This is a genomic window from Kitasatospora sp. NPDC058243, from assembly GCF_042882025.1.
In the GTDB taxonomy this organism is placed as follows: Bacteria; Actinomycetota; Actinomycetes; order Streptomycetales; family Streptomycetaceae; genus Kitasatospora.
The window spans coordinates 145,552-166,395 of sequence record NZ_JBHVWW010000006.1; the positions used below are offsets into that span (position 1 = coordinate 145,552).

Here is a 20,844-nt window from a genome sequence, read left to right on the forward strand (position 1 = left end):
CGACGAAGGAGTCCGTGGTGAGTGCTGATCAGCTCACGTTCCTCGCCTCAGGCAGTTGCCACTTCGGGGACGCTGGCTGCGGCTTCCCGGCCCCGGGTCTGAACGAGTTCCAGTTCAAGCCGATCTTCTCGATCGGCAGCATCGAGTTCAACAAGCCGATGCTGCTGTCGGTCATCGTTGCGCTCCTGGTCGTCGTCTTCTTCTGGGCCGCCTTCGCCAAGCCGCGCCTGGTCCCCGGCAAGCTGCAGCTGGTCGGCGAGATCGGCTACGACTTCGTCAAGCGCTCCATCGTGCTGGAGACGATCGGCAAGAAGGGCGAGAAGTACGTCCCGATGCTCGTCTCGATGTTCTTCTTCATCTGGTTGATGAACATCATGTCGATCATCCCGTTCGCACAGTTCCCCGTGACGGCGGCGATCGCGTTCCCGGCCGGCCTCGCGGCGGTCGTGTGGATCACCTACATGACGCTGACCTTCAAGAAGCACGGCTTCGTCGGCGGTCTCAAGAACCTCTGCTGGCCCTCGGGCATCCCCGGCTGGGTCATGTTCATCCTGGTGCCGATCGAGTTCTTCTCGAACATCTTCGTGCGCCCCTTCACGCTCGCGGTCCGAGCCTTCGCGAACATGTTCGCGGGCCACCTGCTGGTCGTGATGTTCTCCGTTGCCTCCTGGTACCTGCTCAGCCCGACCCTGGGTGCGCTCTACGGCTCGGCCTCGTTCGTCGTCGCCGTCGGCCTGACCGCCTTCGAGCTGCTGGTCCAGTTCCTGCAGGCCTACATCTTCGTGATGCTCGCCAGCAGCTACATCGCCGGTGCCCTCGAAGAGGCGCACTGAGCCAGGGGGCCCCGGCCCTCCTGAACCACTCCCGGAACGCCCGGTGGCCAATCACCACCGGTACACCATCCCCGCAAAGGACACACTGCAATGAGCATGCTCGCTGAGGTCGGCGTCTACGGTTCCGTCGCTTCGATCGGTTACGGCCTCGCCGCGATCGGCCCCGGCATCGGTGTCGGTCTCATCTTCGGTAACGGTGTGCAGGCGATGGCCCGCCAGCCCGAGGCTGCCGGCCTGATCCGCTCCAACATGTTCATCGGCTTCGCGCTGACCGAGGCGCTCGCCCTCATCGGCATCGTCATGCCGTTCGTCTTCGGCCAGGGCCCCAAGTAATCCCCGGCGTAGACCCTTCGAGGAAGGTCCAGATATGAGCGTCGTGGCTCAGCTTGCGGAGACGGAGGAGATCATGAATCCTCTCCTGCCCGCGTGGCCCGAGATCATCATCGGCCTGCTCTGCTTCTTCATCGTCTTCGGCCTGCTCGGCAAGAAGCTCCTCCCCAGCATCGAGAAGGTGCTGTCGGAGCGTCGGGACGCCATCGAAGGCGGCATGGAGCGCGCCGAGGCCGCGCAGGCCGAGGCCCAGGCCCTGCTTGAGCAGTACCGCGCCGAGCTCGCCGAGGCGCGTCACGAGGCTGCCCGCATCGTCGAGCAGGCTCGCGAGCAGGGCGCTGCCCAGCTCACCGAGATGCGCGAGGAGGGCCAGCGTCAGCGCGAGGCCATCGTCGCCGCCGGCCACGCGCAGATCGAGGCCGACAAGAAGCAGGCGACCGCCGTCCTGCGCCAGGACGTGGGTTCGCTGGCCTCCCAGCTGGCTTCCCGCATCGTGGGTGAGTCCCTTGAGGACAGCGCTCGGCAGAGCGGCGTGATCGACCGTTTCCTGGACGAGCTGGAGGCCAAGGCCGCCGTTGCTCAGGGTGCGGCCAAGTGATCGGCGCCAGCCGCGAGGCCCTCGCCGCCGGCCGGCAGAACCTGGAGAGCCTGACCGACTCCACCTCGGTGGACGCGGCCAAGCTCGCCGAGGAGCTCACCGCCGTCACGGCCGTGCTGGACCGTGAGGTGTCGCTGCGCCGTGTCCTGACCGACCCGTCCCGGTCGGGTCAGGACAAGGCCCAGCTGGTCTCCTCGCTGCTGACCGGTCAGGTCTCCGGCGAGACCGTCGACCTCGTCTCCGGTCTGGTCCGCTCCCGCTGGTCGGGCTCGCGCGACCTGGTGGACGGGACCGAGGAGCTGGCCGCGTACGCCGAGGTCATCGCGGCGGACAGGGCAGGCGCCCTGGACGACGTCGAGGACGAGCTGTTCCGGTTCAGCCGGGTGGTGAGCGGCTCGCACGAGCTGCGCGCCGCGCTGACCGAGCCGAAGGCCGGCATCGCCCCGAAGGCCGCGCTGATCAACAAGCTGCTCGGCGGCCGCGCCCACGCGGGCACCGTCCGGCTGGTCACGGCCATCGTCAACGCGCCGCGTGGCCGTAGCCTGGAGCAGGGCCTGGAGTCCTACTCGAAGCTCGCCGCCGCGCGCCGCGGCCGCGTGGTGGCCCTGGTCACCACCGCGGTGCCGCTGTCGGACACCCAGAAGGAGCGCCTGTCCGGTGCTCTGGCCCGGATGTACGGCCGCCAGGTCCACCTGAACATCGACGTCGACCCCGAGGTCGTCGGCGGTGTCCGGGTGCAGGTCGGCGACGAGATCATCGACGGCACCGTGTCGAGCCGCCTCGAAGGCGCTCGCCAGTCGCTCGAAGGCTGAGCACCGAAGCAGCAGCACATCCGACCCTCGGTCGGGAAACCGGCTCCCCAAGGAGCCGGCACATCGGACGGCCGGTTCGGCAGACCCGGCCGAGAGTCGAATACTTGCGGCCCTCAATGGCGGGCCGAGGATCGCAAACTAGGAGAGCAGGGAAGCCTGATGGCGGAGCTTACGATCCGTCCGGAGGAGATCCGGGACGCGCTGGCCGACTTTGTCCAGTCGTACCAGCCGGACGCCGCTTCTGTGGAAGAGGTCGGCACGGTCACTGACGCGGCGGACGGCATCGCGCATGTCGAGGGCCTGCCCTCGGTCATGGCGAACGAGCTGCTGAGGTTCGAGGACGGCACGCTCGGCCTCGCGCTGAACCTCGACACCCGCGAGATCGGTGTCGTCATCCTCGGCGAGTTCGGTGGCATCGAAGAGGGCCAGACCGTGCGCCGCACCGGCGAGGTCCTCTCGGTTCCGGTCGGCGACGGCTACCTCGGCCGCGTCGTGGACCCGCTGGGCAACCCGATCGACGGTCTGGGTGACATCGCCTCCACCGGCCGTCGTGCCCTGGAGCTGCAGGCCCCCGGCGTCATGGCCCGCAAGTCGGTCAAGCAGCCGCTGCAGACCGGCATCAAGGCCATCGACTCGATGACCCCGATCGGCCGTGGCCAGCGTCAGCTGATCATCGGTGACCGCCAGACCGGCAAGACCGCGGTGGCCGTCGACACGATCATCAACCAGCGCGACAACTGGCGCTCGGGCGACCCGGAGAAGCAGGTCCGCTGCATCTACGTCGCCGTGGGCCAGAAGGGCTCCACCATCGCGTCCGTCCGCGGCGCCCTGGAGGAGGCCGGCGCGCTGGAGTACACCACCATCGTGGCTGCTCCCGCCTCCGACCCGGCCGGCTTCAAGTACCTCGCCCCGTACACCGGTTCGGCCATCGGCCAGGAGTGGATGTACGACGGCAAGCACGTCCTGATCATCTTCGACGACCTGTCGAAGCAGGCCGAGGCCTACCGCTCCGTGTCGCTGCTGCTGCGCCGTCCGCCGGGCCGCGAGGCCTACCCGGGCGACGTCTTCTACCTGCACTCCCGCCTGCTGGAGCGCTGCGCCAAGCTGAACGACGCCCTGGGCGGCGGCTCGATGACCGGTCTGCCGATCATCGAGACCAAGGCCAACGACGTCTCGGCGTACATCCCGACCAACGTCATCTCCATCACCGACGGCCAGTGCTTCCTGGAGTCCGACCTGTTCAACGCCGGCATCCGCCCGGCCGTGAACGTCGGCATCTCGGTCTCCCGCGTCGGTGGCTCCGCCCAGATCAAGGCCATGCGCTCGGTTGCCGGCCGTCTGCGTCTGGACCTCGCCCAGTACCGCGAGCTGGAGGCCTTCGCCGGCTTCGGTTCCGACCTGGACGCGGCCTCCAAGGCCCAGCTGGCGCGCGGTGCGCGCATGGTCGAGCTGCTGAAGCAGGGCCAGTACCAGCCGTTCCCGGTCGAGGAGCAGGTCGTCTCCATCTGGGCCGGCACCACCGGCAAGCTGGACGACGTCCCGGTCGCCGAGATCCGCCGCTTCGAGCGCGAGTTCCTGGACCACGTGCGCCTCCAGCACAAGGACCTGCTCGCGGGCATCGTCGAGACCGGTCTGCTCGCCGAGGGCACCGTCGACGCGCTGACCACGGCCATCGACGCCTTCAAGCAGGGGTACCAGACCGCCGACGGCAAGCTGCTCTCCGAGCAGGCCTGAGTCCGGTAGCGAGGGAAAGGACGTAACGACCCATGGGAGCACAGCTTCGGGTCTACAAGCGCCGGATCCGCTCTGTCACCGCGACGAAGAAGATCACCAAGGCGATGGAGATGATCTCCGCGGCGCGCATCGGCAAGGCGCAGCGCGCGGTGGCCGCCTCCGCCCCGTACGCCGATGAGCTCACCCGGGCGGTGACGGCGGTGGCCACCCGGTCCAACGCCAAGCACCCGCTCACCACCGAGAACCCGAACGCCACGCGTGCCGCCGTCCTGCTGATCACGGCGGACCGCGGCCTGGCGGGCGGTTACTCGTCCAACGCCATCAAGGCGGCGCTGGCGCTCACCGAGCGCCTGCGCGGCGAGGGCAAGGACGTGGTGACCTACATCGTCGGTCGGAAGGGTCTGTCGTACTACACCTTCCGTGACCTGGCGGTCGGGAACTCGTGGACGGGCTTCTCGGACAAGCCGACCTACGGTGACGCGAAGACGGTCGCGGGCGAGCTGATCGAGGCCTTCACGGCCGAGACCGGCGGCGTGGACGAACTCCACGTGGTCTCGACCGAGTTCGTGTCGATGCTGACGCAGGACGCGGTGGACGCCCGACTGCTGCCGCTGAAGCTGGACGAGGTCCAGCTCAGCGACCAGACGTCGGCCAAGGCCGAGATCTTCCCGCTGTACGACTTCGAGCCGTCGGCGGAGGGCGTCCTCGACGCGCTGCTGCCGCGGTACGTCGAGAGCCGGATCTACAACGCGCTGCTGCAGTCGGCCGCCTCCGAGCACGCCGCCCGCCGCCGCGCGATGAAGAGCGCGACGGACAACGCCGGCGAGCTCATCAAGTCGCTCACGCGGCTTGCCAACTCGGCCCGTCAGGCCGAGATCACCCAGGAAATCAGCGAGATCGTCGGCGGTGCCAACGCCCTCGCCGACGCTAGCCGCGGGAGCGAATGAGAATGACCACCACTGTTGAGCCGACCACGGCGACGGGCCGCGTCGCGCGGGTCATCGGCCCGGTCGTCGACGTGGAGTTCCCCGTCGACGCCATTCCGAACATGTTCAACGCCCTGCACGTCGAGGTGGAGAACCCCGACGGCTCGGGCAAGAAGACCCTGACCCTCGAGGTCGCCCAGCACCTGGGCGACGGCATGGTCCGCGGCATCTCGATGCAGCCGACCGACGGTCTGGTCCGTGGCACCCAGGTCACCGACACCGGTGCCGCCATCTCGGTGCCCGTCGGCCAGATCACCAAGGGCAAGGTCTTCAACGCCCTCGGCGACGTGCTGAACGTGGACCAGAAGGAGTTCGACCAGCAGGTCGAGGTCCGCTGGCCGATCCACCGCAAGGCGCCGGCGTTCAAGGACCTCGAGTCCAAGACCGAGATGTTCGAGACCGGCATCAAGGTCATCGACCTCCTCACCCCGTACGTCCAGGGTGGCAAGATCGGTCTGTTCGGTGGTGCCGGTGTCGGCAAGACCGTTCTGATCCAGGAGATGATCTACCGCGTCGCCGAGAACTTCGGTGGTGTGTCGGTGTTCGCCGGCGTCGGCGAGCGCACCCGTGAGGGCAACGACCTCATCGACGAGATGGTCGACTCGGGCGTTCTGGACAAGACCGCGCTGGTCTTCGGCCAGATGGACGAGCCGCCGGGCACCCGTCTGCGCGTCGCGCTCTCCGCGCTGACCATGGCGGAGTACTTCCGTGACGTCGAGAAGCAGGACGTGCTCCTCTTCATCGACAACATCTTCCGGTTCACCCAGGCCGGTTCCGAGGTGTCGACCCTGCTCGGCCGCATGCCCTCCGCGGTGGGCTACCAGCCGAACCTGGCCGACGAGATGGGCCTCCTCCAGGAGCGCATCACCTCGACCCGCGGTCACTCGATCACCTCGATGCAGGCGATCTACGTCCCCGCGGACGACCTGACCGACCCGGCCCCGGCCACCACCTTCGCCCACCTGGACGCGACGACCGTTCTGTCGCGCCCGATCTCGGAGAAGGGCATCTACCCGGCCGTCGACCCGCTGGACTCCACGTCCCGCATCCTCGACCCGCGGTACATCGCGCAGACCCACTACGACACGGCCCTCCGTATCAAGGGGATCCTGCAGAAGTACAAGGACCTCCAGGACATCATCGCCATCCTCGGCATGGACGAGCTGTCGGAGGAGGACAAGATCACGGTCCACCGGGCCCGTCGCATCGAGCGCTTCCTCTCGCAGAACACCTACGTGGCGAAGCAGTTCACCGGTGTCGAGGGTTCGACCGTGCCGCTGTCGGAGACCATCGAGGCCTTCAACTCGATCGCCGACGGCAAGTACGACTCCGTCCCGGAGCAGGCCTTCTTCATGTGCGGTGGCATCGAGGACCTCGAGAAGAACGCCGCCGAGCTGGCGAAGAAGTAATCGCGGCCGGTAGCAGCTGAGTGACCGTGAGGGGTGGCCCCGAGCCCGGGACCACCCCTCGCGTCGCATCGGCTGTGATTCCGGTCAAATCCGTGCCGCCGGTTTCATGCCGGGGGCGCGCGGCCGTTATTCTTACCGAAACTCCCGAGTAATCGGGGGTTGCATGAGCCTAGGAGCCCACGTTGGCTGAGCTGCACGTCGAGCTGGTCGCAGCCGACCGCAAGGTGTGGTCCGGTGCGGCCACCATCGTCGTCGCCCGTACGGCCTCCGGCGACACCGGCATCATGCCGGGTCACACCCCGGTGCTGAGTGTGCTGGAGACCGGTCCGGTCACCATCCGCACGACGGACGGCGGCACCGTGATCGCCGCGGTGCACGGCGGCTTCATCTCCTTCGCCGACAACAAGCTGTCTCTGCTCGCGGAGATCGCCGAGCTGGCGGACGAGATCGACGTCGCCCGCGCCGAGCGCGCGCTGGAGCAGGCCAAGTCGGGCCTGGACGAGCACGCCGAGCGGCGCGCCGAGGTCCGCCTGTTCGCGGCGCGCGGCCTCAAGGCCCACGTCTGAGTGCGCCGAGACCCCGGTTCAGCGGGGTCGACCGACGGTCCCGGGGACGCGTGAGCGTGACCCCGGGACTGTCGTCGTAGTTGGTAGGTCAACGCGGTCGCTTGATACGACCGATACGGGGAACGCGGGTAGCGAGGAGGTAGGTGAGCATGGTCCTCGCGCTTGTGGTGTGTGCGGCGGTCGTGGCGCTGGGTGTGATCGGCCTGGTGGCGTTCGCGGTACGACGCCGCCTGATCCAGCGGGTCGGCGGCACGTTCGACTGCAGTTACCGACTCAAAATGCCCGCCGACGCCTCGACGCAGCCCGACCTCGACGAGAACGGCAAACCCACCTCGGCCCCGGTCCCCCAGACCGACGGCAAGGGGTGGGTTTTTGGTATCGGCCGCTACAGCGGTGACTCGATCGAGTGGTTCCGGGTCTTCTCGTACGCCCCGCGCCCGCGCAGGGTGCTGCCGCGCCGGGAGATCGAGGTGCTCGGCCGGCGCTACCCGGAGGGCCAGGAGGAGCTCGCCCTGCTCTCCGGCTCGGTGGTGCTGCGCTGCCTGCACAACGGGGAGCCGCTGGAGCTGGCGATGAGCGAGGACGCGCTCACCGGCTTCCTCGCCTGGCTGGAGGCCGCCCCGCCCGGGCAGAGGGTCAACGTCGCGTAGCGACGGACCCTCGGGGTGGGGGTACCCCCGGCCGGAGGCTGGGGGAGGTGAACGTCGCGTAGCGACGGACCCTCGGGGTGGGGGCACCCCCGGCCGCCGGGCTGATCCCCGCTCGGGGTTAACGCCGCCTAACCCGTCCGGCTACGCTGGCCGCATGGTGAATCTGACGCGCATCTACACCCGTACCGGCGACGACGGCACCACCGCGCTCGGCGACATGAGCCGGACCACCAAGACCGATCCCCGCCTGGCGGCGTACGCCGACACCAACGAGGCGAACGCGGCGATCGGGGTGGCCGTCGCGGCCGGATCGCTGCCCGAGGACATCGTCACGGTGCTCGTCCGGATCCAGAACGACCTGTTCGACGTCGGCGCGGACCTGTCCACGCCGGTGGTCGAGGACCCGAAGTACCCGCCGCTGCGGGTGCTGCCGTCGTACATCGACCGGCTGGAGGGGGACTGCGACCACTACCTGGAGCAGTTGGAGAAGCTGCGTAGCTTCATCCTGCCCGGCGGCACGCCCGGCGCGGCTTACCTGCACCTGGCCTGCACGGTGGTGCGGCGGGCCGAGCGGGCCACCTGGGCGGCGATCGCGGAGCACGGGGACAGCGTCAACCCGCTGACCGCGAAGTACCTCAACCGGCTCTCCGACCTGCTGTTCATCCTGGCCCGGGCGGCCAACAAGGAGCGCGGCGACGTGCTCTGGGTGCCGGGCGAGAACCGCTAGGGAGAGTCCCTCAGAGCCGCTTCTCCGGGACGCCGGCGGCGGGCTGCTCGGCGATCGGGGCGTGCGCGTCCTGCTCGCCGGCCGGCGGCTGCTTGGGCCAGAGCGTGTAGCTGACGGCGATGACCACGTTGACCACGGCGGCGATGCCCAGCTTGAGGTACCACTGGAGGAAGGTGCCGAAGTGCGCGGAGCCTCCCGACAGCGGCACCAGCAGGGTGATCAGACTCAGCGTGATCACGGCCGAGACCACCGTGCGGCGGCAGATCTGCCACTCGTACCGGGACCGCTCCGCGCCGTACTTCGGCGAGCGCGGCGGCTTGGGGCCGCCGGCGAAGCGGTACATGAAGTGCCGGTCGGCCCAGCGGACCAGGGAGGGCCCGTATCCGATCGAGAAGCCCGCGTAGCTCGCCGCGAGGGCGTGCGTCCAGCTCGCGGCGGCGCCGCCGCGCAGGTCGAGCACGGTGAGCGCGTACAGGGTGAGGTCCACCACCGGCAGGCCGGCCAGCAGGGCGGTGCTGGTGCGGCGCCACCGCAGCAGGTAGCGGGCGGCGAGACCGAGGCCGAGCAGGATCCAGAAGGAGATCTCGGCCGCGACGATGAGGGTGACGATCACGTTGTGCTCCCGGGCGGTCGGCGGTGCCTCCAGCCTGGCGCGCGGGCGTGGCCGCGTCGTCGTCGCCGGGTGCCGTCCCGGCCTGCACCTTTCGATGTACGGCTGCTCCTCCGGGGACGGGAGCCGCCCGGCGCCCGGGGATGGTGAGATGGGGGTGTGCTGAGACCGACCCTCACCCCGCGCCAGGAGGACCGGGGGATCGCCCTGCTCGGTCTGTTCGGCGGAGCGCTGCTGATCGCGCTCCAGGTCTACGACAACTCCTCGCGGATCCCGCGCTGGGCGGTGGTGCCGTCGCTGCTGGTGATGGCGGTGCTGGAGCTGTTCCGCCGGACCAGGCCGGTGCTCACCACGACGCTGGGCGGGCTCGCCTTCGGGTACAGCATCTTCACCGGCGCCCTGCTGGCGACCAGTCTGATGTACACCGACCTGCTCTACGCGGCGGTGCTCTACGGCACCCCGAGGATGTCCCGGATCCTGCACCTGACCGGCACGGGCTCGGTGCTGGTGCTGTCCACCCTGGTGCTGATCTACAGCGACGCCTCGAACGCGGTGGCGGTGGTGGTGCTCACCGTGCTGATCTACCTGGCGCCGGTCTGGACCGGGGACGTGGTCCGCAAGCACCGCGACCGGGCGGTGAGCGAGCGGCTGCGGGCCGAACAGACCGCGCTGCTCTCGGAGATGGACCGGCGTGAGGCCGTCGTCGCCGAACGCGCGAGGATGGCACGGGAGTTGCACGACGTGGTGGCCAACCACCTGTCGGCGATCGCGATCCACGCGACCGGTGCGCAGTCCGTCGCCCGGCGCCGTCGGCTGGCCGGGGACGACCCGCTGGTGGAGGTGCTGGCGGTGATCCGGGAGAGCAGCGTCCAGGGTTTGGCCGAAATGCGTCGCATGATCGGACTGCTGCGCGACAGCGGCGGGGGAGAGGCGGACGAGTCGTACGCGGCGCCCGACCTGGCCGCCGTGGACGCCCTGCTGGCCAAGGCCCGGGCGGCCGGTCAGGACGTCGGGCTGGACTTCGAACTCGCCGAGCAGGGCGAGCGCGGGGAGGTCCCGGTGCCGGTCCGGCTGGCCGCGTACCGGATCGTCCAGGAGTCGCTGACCAACGCGCTCAAGCACGCCGGGCCCGGACTGGTCAGCGTGCGGATGGAGTTCGGCCCCGAGGAACTGCGGATCGCCGTCGACAGCCCGTACCGGCACGGACCGGGCCGCGAACTGCCCGGCGCCCGGGCCGGGCTGGTCGGCATGGCGGAGCGGGCCGGGCTGCTCGGCGGCAGCTTCGAGGCGGGGCCACGGAACGACTACTGGAGCGTGCGCGCGGTACTGCCGCGCGGGCGGGAGAGCGAGGCAGGGGCATGACGATCCGGGTGCTGGTGGCCGAGGACCAGGCGGCGGTACGGGCGGCGCTGGTGATGATCCTGCGGGTCGAACCGGACATCGAGGTGGTCGGGCAGGCCGCCGACGGCGAGGAGGCCGTCCGGCTGGCGCTGGAGCTGCGGCCCGACGTGGTGCTGATGGACGTGCAGATGCCCCGGCTGGACGGCGTCTCGGCGACCCGGCAGGTGGTCGCCGCCGGGGCCGGCCAGGTGCTCGTGCTGACCACCTTCGACCTGGACGAGTACGTCTACGGCGCGCTGCGGGCCGGCGCGGCCGGGTTCCTGCTCAAGGACCTGGAGGCGGACACCCTGGTCGAGGGCGTCCGGACGGTGGCACGCGGGGACGGCATGCTGGCGCCCTCGGTGACCAGGCGGCTGATCGGCGCCTTCGCCCGGCCGGACCGGGCGGTCGGGCCGGAAGCCAGGGAGGCGGTGGCCGGACTGACCCCGCGTGAGCGGGAGGTGCTGGCCTGCATCGGGGCCGGGCTGTCCAACGGGGAGATCGCGGTCCGGCTGGAGATGGCGGAGGCGACCACCAAGACGCACGTCAGCCGGATCCTGGCGAAGCTGGGGCTGCGCAATCGGGTGCAGGCGGCGATCCTGGCGCAGGACCTCGGGCTGAGTGTCTGACCGTCCGACCGTCTGATGGTCTGGCCATCCGGTCCGGTCAGATGGTCCGATCGGCTGGTCTGATCAGCTGGTCACGGCGGGTCTGGGTCGCCCGACCAGGTCGGGCGCAGATCACACTCCCGATTGACACCACGGGGCCGGATTGGGCATTAGAGTCCCGGCAACGAGCGACGCGGCTCTCCGGCGGTGACCCCTGCCCTGAGCCGCCTTCAGGGCCCGCCCCAGGGCGGCGACGGCATCGGGAGACCCAGCCATGAGCAATGCGTCCAGCAAGCAGATCGCCGTGATCGGTGCCGGCCTGATGGGCGCCGGCATCGCCCAGGTGTCCGCGCAGGCCGGCCACCCGGTGGTGCTGCGGGACGTCACCGAGGAGGCCCTGCAGCGCGGTCTCGCGGGCATCCGCGCCTCCTACGCGAAGTTCGTCGCCAAGGGCCGGCTGAGCGCCGAGGACGCCGAGGCCGCGCTGGGCCGGATCACCACCACCACCGACCTGGGCGCCGTCGCCGAGGCCGACATCGTGGTCGAGGCCGTGTTCGAGCAGTTCGAGGTCAAGGAGGCCGTCTTCCGGGAGCTCGACAAGCTCGCCAAGGACGGCGCGGTGCTGGCCTCCAACACCTCCGCCATCCCGATCACCCGGATCGCCGCCGCCACCCGGCGCCCCGAGTCGGTCGTCGGCGTGCACTTCTTCTCGCCGGTGCCGCTGATGAAGCTGGTCGAGCTGGTCCGCGGCTACAAGACCAGCGACGAGACCCTGGCCGCCGCCCGCGCCTTCGCCGAGGGCGTCGGCAAGGACGTCGTGGTGGTCAACCGGGACGTGGCCGGCTTCGTCACCACCCGCCTGATCACCGCACTGGTCGTCGAGGCCGCCAAGCTGTACGAGTCGGGCGTCGCCACCGCCGAGGACATCGACACCGCCTGCCGCCTCGGCTTCGGCCACCCGATGGGCCCGCTGGAGACCGCCGACCTGACCGGCGTGGACATCCTGCTGCACGCCGCCCGCAACATCTACGAGGAGACCCAGGACGAGAAGTTCGCCGCCCCGGAGATCATGGCGCGCATGGTCACCGCCGGTGACCTCGGCCGTAAGAGCGGCCGCGGCTTCTACCCGTACGAGGGCAAGTGAGCCCCCGCCGGAACGGGTGAACGACGACGCCCGGAGACCGGGCGGGCCGTGCGGCCGAACACCGTACGGCCCGCCCGCCCGGGGGCGGGTGAGTTTCCTCACGCCAGGTGCCGCAGACGGGTGATTTGGGCGGTAATCGAGCGTAGGTGTGGAGACTGACTGCGTATATTCCCTCGGACGAGTGAAGTTGCTTCAGATCTGGCCGGAACCAGCAACCTGCGCTGCTGGTTCGCCGTCAGAAGAGGGAGACCCGGCCCAGCACGACGAGGCTGCGACCGGACCCGGGCGAGGGGCCACGGCCCGCCCGGATGGACACCCCACCCCCCGACCCGGCACGGCCGGGTCGGACCACCCCCGTACCGGACCGGTCAGGCGAAGGAGGAGAGCATGCGCATCACCGGCGACCACAGGGCGCTGGCCATCGAAGGCCGCCTCGACGTGCGCACCGCCGCCGACGCGCGTGCCCGGCTGCACCAGGCCGTGGACGGCGGCCTCGGCGACCTCGTGCTCGACCTCGCCCGGCTGGAGTTCTGGGACGCCACCGGCCTCGGCGTGATCATGGGCACCCACCGCAGGGCCGGCCGGATCGGCCGCCGGCTGGTGCTGCGCTCCGTCCCGGCCCAGCTCCAGCGGCTGCTGGTGGCCACCAAGCTGCACCGCATCCTGGCCGTGGACGGCGTCACCGAGGCCCAGGGGATCGCCCTCTAGTGCTGCTCCGCGGAAGTTCGTGGAGGGGTGTTGATCAGGCTGCTTTGAGTGGGGTGCCCTCGTAGGTCCAGTGGTAGGGCTTGGCGGTCTCGTTGTGGCCGATCACGTAGGCCTCCAGCTTCTCGATCAGGTCGTCGCGGCTGGCGAAGTCGCCATGCCGCACGACTCGGCGGGTCAGGGCGGAAAAGAACAACTCGACCTGATTGAGCCACGAGGTGTGCGGAGGGGTCCACCGGACGTGCCAGCGTGGGTGGGCCGCCAGCCACGCCTTGGTGTGTTTGGCCGTGTGGGACGAGCCGTTGTCGAGCACGACGTGGATCTCACTGCCGGGTGCGATCGCCTGGTCGAGCTGGTTCAGGAACGCGGTGAAGGTCGCCGCGTCGTTGCGGGCGATCACCTCGGTGAGGACCTCGCCGGTGCGAACGTCGAGCGCGGCCACGAGGGAAACCGTGCCGTGGCGCCGGTACTCGAACTCCTGCCTGGTCGGCTCGCCGGGGCGTGTGGAACGCCCGGGATAGCGGCGCGAGCGGGCCGCGATCGCGGTCTTCTCGTCGATCGAGAGCACTACCGAGCCCGCGGGCGGATTCAGGTAGAGGGCGCACACCTCGGCGGCCCGCTGCCAGAAGTCGGGGGTGTCCCGGCGGGTGAGCCAGCCACGGACCTTGTGCGGCTTCAGGTCCAGGCCGGCCAGGATCCTGCCGACCTGGGAGGCGGAGACCGGCGCGAAGCACGTGTCGGCCACCCGTCGGGCGATGGCGCGGTGCGACCAGGTCGACTCCGGATGCGGAGGCGCGCTGGTGGCAGTGGCCACGATCGCCATGCGGACCTCGGGCCCGTAGGCCTTTGGCCGGCCCGAGCGTTCGGCGTCCCGCAGGCCGCCCAGACCCAGGGTGGCGAACCGGCCCCGCCACTTGCGCACCGTGTTCACGCTGACATCCAGCTCCCGGGCGATCGCGCCATTGGCGAGCCCGTCCGCCGCCGCGAGCACGATGCGGGCCCGCAACACCGCCCGTACTTCGGACTTCGCCGAAGCCGCTGTCCTGTCCAGCCGCTCGCGGACCCCCGTCTCCAGTACCACCGCGACCGCCGCCCCCGCCCGTTGATCACCACGCACGGCCACCGATCATGGCGGGCCGCCGCCGCACCCGGCAGGATGGGCCTGTGCCGAAGAACCCGCCGGAATCGATGCAGCACCACCTGCGCCAGCGCTTGAACCGCCACGCCCGCGAACGCTGGCTGCACGTGGACGCCATCTCGGTCCGCTTCCGTGCCGGATTTGCGTACGTCGCCGCCGAGTTGCCCGGTGGCCAGAGCCTTCCACTGTGCCGCCTGCGCTTCACCGGCGTACTCCACACCTGGGGCTTCTCGCTTTACCTGGCCAGCAACGACAGCTACCGCGACAACTTCCTGCCCAGCGGGCTGCCGTCCGGCTCCCCGGAAGAAGCCCTCGACTGCGCAGGCGGCCTCTACCTCAGCGGACTGGCTATCTGATCAACACCCCTCCACGAACTTCCGCGGAGCAGCACTAGGGCCTGTCCCGCCCTGCCCTCGTTCGGCCTCTGCCCTTGCTCGTTCCCAGCCCGCGTTCGTCCCCTGCCCGGTCTTCGTCCGGCTCCGACCCGGCCCGGATCGGCCGTCGCCCGGCCCCCGACCGGACTGCCCCTGCGCGGGCGGGCCCGGATGTGCAAGAGTCTGCCCGTCAGATGACGGCCGCCTCAGCCAGCTGCCCCCAGCCCGCGCGCGGCCGCGACCGAGACGTCAGCCGACCGGCGCGGGGCGCCGGCGGCCGAGCAGGATGCGGAGCAGAACGTGGCACAGCCAACCGGGGAGTTCCGGCAGGAGGCCGCCCGCACCCGAGGCGGCGAACTCGTCTCCGGCGCCCTGCTGGTCGGCGTCGGCGCCCCGGACGGCTCCGAGGTCAGGCCCTGCCCCGAGGAGTGGCGGCCCCGCCCGCGCCGGATCGAGCGCAGCGAGCCCGCCCGGGGCCCGGTCGGCGGCGTCGGCCGCGCGGTCGGCCCGCTCGCCCTCGGTGCCGGGCCCGCCGACCTGCCGCTGCTCGACCGCGAGGCCGACGTCGCCGAACTCCTCGGCCTGCTCGCCGAGGGCCGCTCGATACGCCTGGTCGGCCAGGCCGGCTCGGGCCGCAGCGCGCTGCTGTCGGCCGTCGCCGAGGCCGCCGCCGACCTCGCCCCCGGCGGCGTCGTCCAGCTCTGCGGGCACCGCCGCACCACCGCCGACCTGCTCCAGGACCTCTTCGCGGCCACCCATCACGCCCCCGGCTACCGGCCCGACCCGGGCCGGCTGGCCGTGCACCTCGCCGAGGTCGGCGCGATCGTGGTCGTCGACGGCGCGGAGCAGTCCGGCGCCGAGCTGGAGGGCCTGCTCGCCATCGCCCCCGGCTGCGCCTTTCTGATCTCCGTCGCCCCCGGGAGCCCGGCGCTGTCGCCCGGCTCCCGCTTGCAGGACCACCTGGTCGCCGGGCTCTCCCGCTCCGCCTGCCTCGCCCTCGCCGCCCGCCAGGCCGGTCGGCCGCTGGACGTCGAGGAGAAGGCCTGGGCGGTCGACCTCTGGTTCGAGTCCGAGGGACTGCCGCTGCGCTTCGTCCAGGCCGCCGCGCTGCTGCGCCAGCGGGACGTCGCGGTGGACGCGCTGGTCGCCGCCGAGGAGGACCGGATGGGGGTCTTCGGCGCGGTCGAGGAGCCCGTCCACGACCCCGACCCGGCCGTCCGCGAGAACGCGCTGCGCCGCACCGTCCCGCTGCCGTCCGTCGCCGAGACCGCCTCACCCGCCGTCCGGCTCGCGGAGGGTCTGAGCGAGCCCGCCCAGGCCGTCCTGAGGCTCGCCGTCGCGCTCGGCGGCGAGTGCCCCACCGCGCCGCACCTGCCCGCGCTGATCGACGTCGGCCAGGGCGAGAGCGCCCTCGCCGAACTCGCCGACGCCGGGCTGGCGGTGTCCATCGGCGGGCACCACCGGCTGACCGCCGGGGTGCTGGACCTGCTCGCCCCGCACTGGCCGGCCCGCGGCTGCCTGGACGGCGCCGCCCAGCACTTCTCCTGGTGGGTCGGGCACAGCTCGGTGTCGCTGGCGCAGGTCGCGGCCGAGGCGGAGGTGGTGGTCGGCGTGCTGGTCGCGGACCGGGAGGCCGGCCGGCACGACGCGGTCGTGCGCCTGGCCCGGGCGGCCGCGCCCGCGCTGGCGCTGGCACTGCGCTGGGGCGCCTGGGAGCGGGTCCTGCACCTGGGGCTGGAGGCGGCCCGCAGGACGGGCTCCGGTACCGACCAGGCCTGGTTCCACCACGAGGCGGGCGTGCACGCGTTCTGCGTCCAGGAGCCGTCCCGGGCGATGGCCGAGCTGGAGACGGCGCTCACCCTGCGGTCCGCCGCCGGCGAGCAGCGCGGCGTCGCGGCAGCCGGCCGGATGCTGGACCTGCTGCGCGCCGACGGGCGGCAGCTGGCGCCCGCCGCGACCCCCGGGCCGGCGCCCGTGCGGCGGCCCGTCATCCGCGCGATAGCCAAGGTGCCGTCCAGCCTGCGTTCCGGGACCAGGCGCCGGGTGATCGCCGCGTCGGCGGCCGTCCTCGCGCTCGGGGCGCTCGGGACGGCGGTGGCGATGAGCGCCACCGGTCCGGAGCAGCACCCGGGCAACGACCCGCACACCCGGCTCGACGACCCCGACGGCGGGCAGGGCGGGCCGCTCCCGTCGCCGCACGCCGGCGGCCCGACCGCCGCCACCGGTGCCACCGGTACGGGGGCGCCGGGGACGGACGCGGGCGGCGGTCCGGCGGCGGACGGGACCAGCCCGGAGCCGTCGCAGAGCGGTGGCGCGTCGCGCTCGCCGAGTGCGTCGAAGAAGCCGAGCCGTGGGCCGAGCGAGACCGCGGGGGCCACCGAGCAGCCGCAGCAGTCGCAGTCGCAGCCGCCCGCACCGGGACAGTCGCAGCCGCCGGCCCAGCAGTCCGGCCCGCCGCCGGGCGGTGGCAGTGGTGGCAGCGGCGGCAGTGGTGGTGCAGGTGGTGGCAGCGGTGGCGGTGGCAACTCCGGGGGCACTCAGCCCGGCGGAGGCGCCAGTACGCCGCCCCCGCCGAAGCCGTCGACCACGTCGCCCTCGGCGACCGCGACCACACCGCCGCCCGCCACGACGGGCCCCGCGACCGGGACGCCCAGTCCGTCGTCGACGGCGTCCTCGCCGCCCGCGAGCTGACCGGTCAGAACAGCTTGAGCTTGTCGTCGTCGATGCCGCGCAGCTCGTCGTAGTCCAGCACCACGCAGCCGATGCCCCGGTCGGTGGCCAGCACGCGGGCCTGGGGCTTGATCTCCTGGGCGGCGAAGATGCCCTTGACCGGGGCCAACAGCGGGTCCCGGTTGAGGAGTTCGAGGTAGCGGGTGAGCTGCTCGACGCCGTCGATCTCACCGCGGCGCTTGATCTCGACGGCCACCGTGGTGCCGTCCGAGTCGCGGCAGAGGATGTCGACCGGGCCGATCGCGGTGGGGTACTCGCGGCGGATCAGGGACCAACCGGCGCCGAGCACCTCCATCCGGTCCGCGAGCAGCTCCTGGAGGTGCGCCTCGACGCCGTCCTTGATCAGGCCCGGGTCCACCCCGAGTTCGTGGGAGGAGTCGTGCAGCACCTCCTCCAGCGTGATGATGAGCTTCTCGCCGGCCTTGTTCACCACCGTCCAGACCCCGTCCGCCTCCTTGAGCGCGCACGGCGGGGACATCCAGTTGAGCGGCTTGTAGGCGCGGTCGTCGGCGTGGATGCTGACGCTGCCGTCGGCCTTGACCAGGATGAGCCTGGTGGCGGAGGGCAGATGGGCGGAGAGCCGACCGGCATAGTCGACTGAGCAGCGGGCAATTACGAGACGCACGGTCGACCACGCTAGCCCACCGGGGCCAGTTGATGCGATTCCACGACGACCGGGTGAAGAAACCGGGAACCCCGCGAACATGGAGGTTCGGCAATTCCGCGCACCGCCCGTCGCGGTCTGGCGCCCACCCCCTGGGGTCGCTACCGTACGTGACGGCACGCGTGCGGGATCGCTGTCAACGGGGACGGAGACTTCAGATGAACGATCCGACGGGATCCGGCCAATGTGGTGCACCACCGCGTATTTCCAAAGCAATCCACAGGAATGACCGGCCCGTCCCGCCGTTGACTGCCACGCTGTTCCGAGCGCGGTCGGTGTCCGGGACGTCACGTCCCGTGGTGCCTCCGCCTTCGCAGGGTGTCAAAAACGCCCGTTCCACGGCGTTCCGGACACCACGCGCGATCCGCCCACCCTCACTGTGAGCTTGGACTACGCACGACCACCCGGGCGCCGCGCGGGTGGACCGCGAGAGGAGAATCCATGTCGCTCGACGTCTCACCGGCCCTGCTGGAAAAGGCCGAGCGGGGCGAGGTCGACGAGCGGGAATTCGTCGACTGCGTCCGCGTCTCGCTGCCGTACGCCTGGGACCTGATCAGCTCGCTGGTCGCCCAGGCGAAGGTCGACGGTACCGACTTCGCCGACAACCAGGTACCGCCGCCCAGCGAGCAGGCCCGCGGCCAGCTCCTGCGGGCCCTCGCCAGCGACGCCATCCGGGGGGCCCTGCAGCGGCACTTCGGGGTGCGGCTGGCCTTCCAGAACTGTCACCGGGTGGCGGTCTTCCTGCCGTCGGACGCCAACGAGGCGCGGCACGCACGCTTCACCTCGGTCCGGGAGCAGCTGCTCAACCAGTCCGAGGAACTGCGGGACTGCTGACCCGGCAGCACCGCCGATCCCGGGCCCTGGGTCCTGATCGGCCCTAGCGGTCCTGAAGGTCGTCGGGCCGCCCCCGTCCCCCGGTGCGGGGGGAGGGGCGGCGGCCCGGACCGGGCCCGGCCGCTCCACCCCCGGTCTCACCCCAGCTGCGGCAGCACCTCGGAGCCGAGCCGGGCGATGTTGTGCAGGGTCGCCTCGCGCTCGCCGCTGCCCTCCGCGAGCAGCGCGAAGCGGCGGATGCCGGTCCGCTCGGCGGTGGCCAGCAGCCGGTCGGCGCACTGCCGCGGCGTGCCCACCGCGTGCAGGTCGCAGAGGAGTTCGGTGTACTCGCGCGGGTCGCGCATCTTGCGCTCCCGGCCGTCCACGGTGCGGTGGGCGCCGAGCCCGTACTCGAACCAGCCCGGCATGGCGTTCAGCAGGGTGGCGCGGGCCGCCGAGGTGCGGTCGTCGACCTGGGCCACCCCGGCCGCGACGTGCCGGCGGTTCACCCGGCGCAGCTGCTCCTCGCCGCGCCCGGCGGCCAGCCAGGCGGTGCGGTACAGCTCCAGCATGCGCAGCTTGTCGTCGTCGCCGGAGTGCATGCCGAGCAGCATCGGCAGGCCGCGTTCGGCGGCCAGCCGCACCCCGCTCGGCGAGGTGCACGCGACCACCATCGGCGGGCCGGCCACCGGCCGCCCGGACGGGTCGAGTTCCTCACCGACGCCCTCGACGTCCTGGCGCTGGCGCGGGAAGCGCACCGGGCCGGACTGCTCGCCGAGACCGAGCCAGCTGCCCAGTCCTGGCCGGCGCACCGGTTCGGTGGCGCGCGGCACCACCGCCACCTCGGGGAAGGCGAACTGCGGGCCGTCCGCGCCGACCCGGGAGCCGCGCAGCCAGCGCAGCAGCAGGTCCAGCCGCTCCGGGAAGCCGTTCTCGAAGGCGTCCACGCCGCCGCCGAACACGTCCAGGTCGATCCAGGGGCCGCCGCGGCCCACCCCGAGCGTGAAGCGCCCGTCCGAGGTGAGGTGCAGCAGCGCGGCCTGCTCGCCGAGCGCCACCGGGTGGGCGGTGGAGAGCACGCTGACCGCCGTGCCGACGCCGATCCGGCGGGTGCGGCCGAGCAGCAGCGCGGCCAGCGTGGCGGCGTTGGGGCAGACCCCGTACGGGACGAAGTGGTGCTCGGCCAGCCAGACGCTGTCCAGGCCCGCGCGTTCGGCCTCGACGGCGGCCCGGACGGTGCGGTCCAGCGCCTCGCGGTGGCTCTGCCCGGGGAACTGCGCGGACAGCAGGAACGCGCCGACCCGCACCGGCGCGGTGTCCGGCGGGAGCGCGCCCGCCCGCTGCGGCACGGGCAGCGGCTCGCCCGCCGCGGCCGTGACCGGGGCGGGCGAGGTCAGCACCGGGCCGGGGGCGGGCGGCCGGACTCCTACGGGCCGACGGGTCTCGGCGCGGGCGCTGGTCTTGGTCATGGTGGGGCCTCCTCGGGTGCGCGCAGGGTCTGCGGGCCCCGCCTGTTCCCCTTGTGGGTATCCGATGTCATGTGCCAACGGCACGCGGAAACCCGGATTTCGTCGGAGATCGGGTGGATCTCGGCAAAAACGCGGGAGCGTCGGACGATGCCGTGATAGTGGCCTGCCGGAGGGGTGGCCGGCCGTAGGCTGGAACGGCCCCGAAACCCCGGAAGAGAGGTAGTCCGACGTGTCGCCGCGCCGCAACCGGATCAAGAGCGCCGACCCGAGCGGGAGCGCCGAGCAGGCCTCCCCGCTCGGTGGATCGCTGCGCCGCACCGAGAGCCACCAAGGCGACGACTGGGTGGTCCAGACGGTCGCCGGGACGGCCGGGCGGCACTACCGGTGCCCGGGCTGCGACCAGGAGATCCCGCCGGGGATGGGCCACGTGGTGGCCTGGCCGATGCACGGCGCGGGCGTGGACGACCGGCGGCACTGGCACCGCGCCTGCTGGGGCGCGCGGGAGCGCCGGGCCTCCAACGTCCTGCGGGGCCGCGGCGCTCCGCGGTACTGAGCCGGCTGCGC

22 protein-coding genes are annotated in these 20,844 nt (G+C 71.7%); 18 read left to right on the plus strand and 4 right to left on the minus strand.

Annotation, left to right across the window (positions count from 1 at the left end; translation table 11 throughout):
• Positions 1-17: 17 nt before the first annotated feature.
• The 10 genes from atpB to ACFVX9_RS07000 all read left to right on the plus strand — a co-directional run bounded on the left by atpB (position 18) and on the right by ACFVX9_RS07000 (position 8,645).
• Entirely contained in the window at positions 18-833 is an 816-nt protein-coding gene (atpB, locus tag ACFVX9_RS06955; RefSeq protein WP_063347805.1) for a F0F1 ATP synthase subunit A, read from the plus strand.
• A 90-nt stretch (positions 834-923) separates the two neighbouring features.
• Positions 924-1,166: an ATP synthase F0 subunit C gene (gene atpE / locus ACFVX9_RS06960; RefSeq protein ID WP_030302757.1), complete on the plus strand. Its 243-nt coding sequence runs from the start codon at positions 924-926 to the stop codon at positions 1,164-1,166.
• Positions 1,167-1,200: 34 nt separating this feature from the next.
• Positions 1,201-1,761 carry a F0F1 ATP synthase subunit B gene (locus tag ACFVX9_RS06965; protein WP_063347804.1) on the plus strand — a complete coding sequence of 187 codons (561 nt, stop codon included), beginning with the start codon at positions 1,201-1,203 and terminating at the stop codon, positions 1,759-1,761.
• Positions 1,758-2,573: a F0F1 ATP synthase subunit delta gene (locus tag ACFVX9_RS06970; protein WP_063347803.1), complete on the plus strand. Its 816-nt coding sequence runs from the start codon at positions 1,758-1,760 to the stop codon at positions 2,571-2,573. The genes ACFVX9_RS06965 and ACFVX9_RS06970 overlap by 4 nt, the downstream gene beginning before the upstream one ends.
• Before the next feature lie 159 nt (positions 2,574-2,732).
• Complete coding sequence (atpA, locus tag ACFVX9_RS06975) at positions 2,733-4,307, plus strand: F0F1 ATP synthase subunit alpha (protein ID WP_063347802.1); 1,575 nt, start codon at positions 2,733-2,735, stop codon at positions 4,305-4,307.
• A 32-nt stretch (positions 4,308-4,339) separates the two neighbouring features.
• Positions 4,340-5,254 (plus strand): F0F1 ATP synthase subunit gamma, encoded by a 915-nt coding sequence (locus ACFVX9_RS06980; RefSeq protein WP_063347801.1) that lies wholly within the window; start codon positions 4,340-4,342, stop codon positions 5,252-5,254.
• Between the two features lie 2 nt (positions 5,255-5,256).
• Complete coding sequence (gene atpD / locus ACFVX9_RS06985; RefSeq protein WP_363371902.1) at positions 5,257-6,702, plus strand: F0F1 ATP synthase subunit beta; 1,446 nt, start codon at positions 5,257-5,259, stop codon at positions 6,700-6,702.
• 182 nt (positions 6,703-6,884) lie between these two features.
• Positions 6,885-7,268, plus strand: coding sequence for a F0F1 ATP synthase subunit epsilon (locus tag ACFVX9_RS06990; protein WP_063347799.1), 384 nt, complete (start codon positions 6,885-6,887; stop codon positions 7,266-7,268).
• Between the two features lie 149 nt (positions 7,269-7,417).
• Positions 7,418-7,918, plus strand: coding sequence for a DUF2550 domain-containing protein (locus ACFVX9_RS06995; RefSeq protein WP_063347798.1), 501 nt, complete (start codon positions 7,418-7,420; stop codon positions 7,916-7,918).
• Positions 7,919-8,072: 154 nt separating this feature from the next.
• On the plus strand, positions 8,073-8,645 hold the full coding sequence (locus ACFVX9_RS07000) for a cob(I)yrinic acid a,c-diamide adenosyltransferase (protein ID WP_063347797.1): 573 nt from the start codon (positions 8,073-8,075) through the stop codon (positions 8,643-8,645).
• Positions 8,646-8,655: 10 nt separating this feature from the next.
• On the opposite strand, the gene ACFVX9_RS07005 is transcribed toward ACFVX9_RS07000, so the two are convergent.
• A complete protein-coding gene (locus ACFVX9_RS07005) occupies positions 8,656-9,258 on the minus strand; it encodes a hypothetical protein (protein ID WP_380483194.1) in 603 nt (200 codons plus the stop codon).
• Between the two features lie 156 nt (positions 9,259-9,414).
• Between ACFVX9_RS07005 and ACFVX9_RS07010 the strand changes: the two genes are divergently transcribed.
• The 4 genes from ACFVX9_RS07010 (at position 9,415) to ACFVX9_RS07025 (ending at position 13,095) form a co-directional block, all read left to right on the plus strand.
• The gene (locus tag ACFVX9_RS07010; protein ID WP_387980810.1) at positions 9,415-10,617 is read left to right on the plus strand and encodes a sensor histidine kinase; all 1,203 of its coding nucleotides are present in this window, start codon (positions 9,415-9,417) and stop codon (positions 10,615-10,617) included.
• Positions 10,614-11,264: a response regulator gene (locus ACFVX9_RS07015; protein ID WP_387980812.1), complete on the plus strand. Its 651-nt coding sequence runs from the start codon at positions 10,614-10,616 to the stop codon at positions 11,262-11,264. The genes ACFVX9_RS07010 and ACFVX9_RS07015 overlap by 4 nt, the downstream gene beginning before the upstream one ends.
• A 253-nt stretch (positions 11,265-11,517) precedes the next feature.
• The gene (locus ACFVX9_RS07020; RefSeq protein ID WP_063347794.1) at positions 11,518-12,387 is read left to right on the plus strand and encodes a 3-hydroxyacyl-CoA dehydrogenase family protein; all 870 of its coding nucleotides are present in this window, start codon (positions 11,518-11,520) and stop codon (positions 12,385-12,387) included.
• Between the two features lie 387 nt (positions 12,388-12,774).
• On the plus strand, positions 12,775-13,095 hold the full coding sequence (locus tag ACFVX9_RS07025; protein ID WP_063347793.1) for an STAS domain-containing protein: 321 nt from the start codon (positions 12,775-12,777) through the stop codon (positions 13,093-13,095).
• A gap of 34 nt (positions 13,096-13,129) precedes the next feature.
• On the opposite strand, the gene ACFVX9_RS07030 is transcribed toward ACFVX9_RS07025, so the two are convergent.
• Complete coding sequence (locus tag ACFVX9_RS07030) at positions 13,130-14,173, minus strand: IS630 family transposase (RefSeq protein ID WP_387980814.1); 1,044 nt, start codon at positions 14,171-14,173, stop codon at positions 13,130-13,132.
• 83 nt (positions 14,174-14,256) lie between these two features.
• Here ACFVX9_RS07030 and ACFVX9_RS07035 point away from each other — a divergent pair, with 83 nt between their 5' ends.
• Complete coding sequence (locus ACFVX9_RS07035; protein ID WP_380483198.1) at positions 14,257-14,586, plus strand: hypothetical protein; 330 nt, start codon at positions 14,257-14,259, stop codon at positions 14,584-14,586.
• A 318-nt stretch (positions 14,587-14,904) separates the two neighbouring features.
• On the plus strand, positions 14,905-17,295 hold the full coding sequence (locus tag ACFVX9_RS07040) for an ATP-binding protein (protein ID WP_380372658.1): 2,391 nt from the start codon (positions 14,905-14,907) through the stop codon (positions 17,293-17,295).
• Positions 17,296-17,299: 4 nt separating this feature from the next.
• On the opposite strand, the gene nucS is transcribed toward ACFVX9_RS07040, so the two are convergent.
• Entirely contained in the window at positions 17,300-17,959 is a 660-nt protein-coding gene (gene nucS / locus ACFVX9_RS07045; protein ID WP_063347791.1) for an endonuclease NucS, read from the minus strand.
• Positions 17,960-18,439: 480 nt separating this feature from the next.
• Here nucS and ACFVX9_RS07050 point away from each other — a divergent pair, with 480 nt between their 5' ends.
• Complete coding sequence (locus ACFVX9_RS07050) at positions 18,440-18,832, plus strand: SCO5389 family protein (RefSeq protein WP_063347790.1); 393 nt, start codon at positions 18,440-18,442, stop codon at positions 18,830-18,832.
• A 137-nt stretch (positions 18,833-18,969) separates the two neighbouring features.
• On the opposite strand, the gene ACFVX9_RS07055 is transcribed toward ACFVX9_RS07050, so the two are convergent.
• Positions 18,970-20,118 (minus strand): LLM class flavin-dependent oxidoreductase, encoded by a 1,149-nt coding sequence (locus ACFVX9_RS07055; protein ID WP_063351134.1) that lies wholly within the window; start codon positions 20,116-20,118, stop codon positions 18,970-18,972.
• A gap of 391 nt (positions 20,119-20,509) precedes the next feature.
• On the opposite strand from ACFVX9_RS07055, the gene ACFVX9_RS07060 reads away from it, so the two are divergent.
• Positions 20,510-20,833 carry a hypothetical protein gene (locus tag ACFVX9_RS07060; RefSeq protein ID WP_063347789.1) on the plus strand — a complete coding sequence of 108 codons (324 nt, stop codon included), beginning with the start codon at positions 20,510-20,512 and terminating at the stop codon, positions 20,831-20,833.
• Positions 20,834-20,844: the final 11 nt, after the last annotated feature.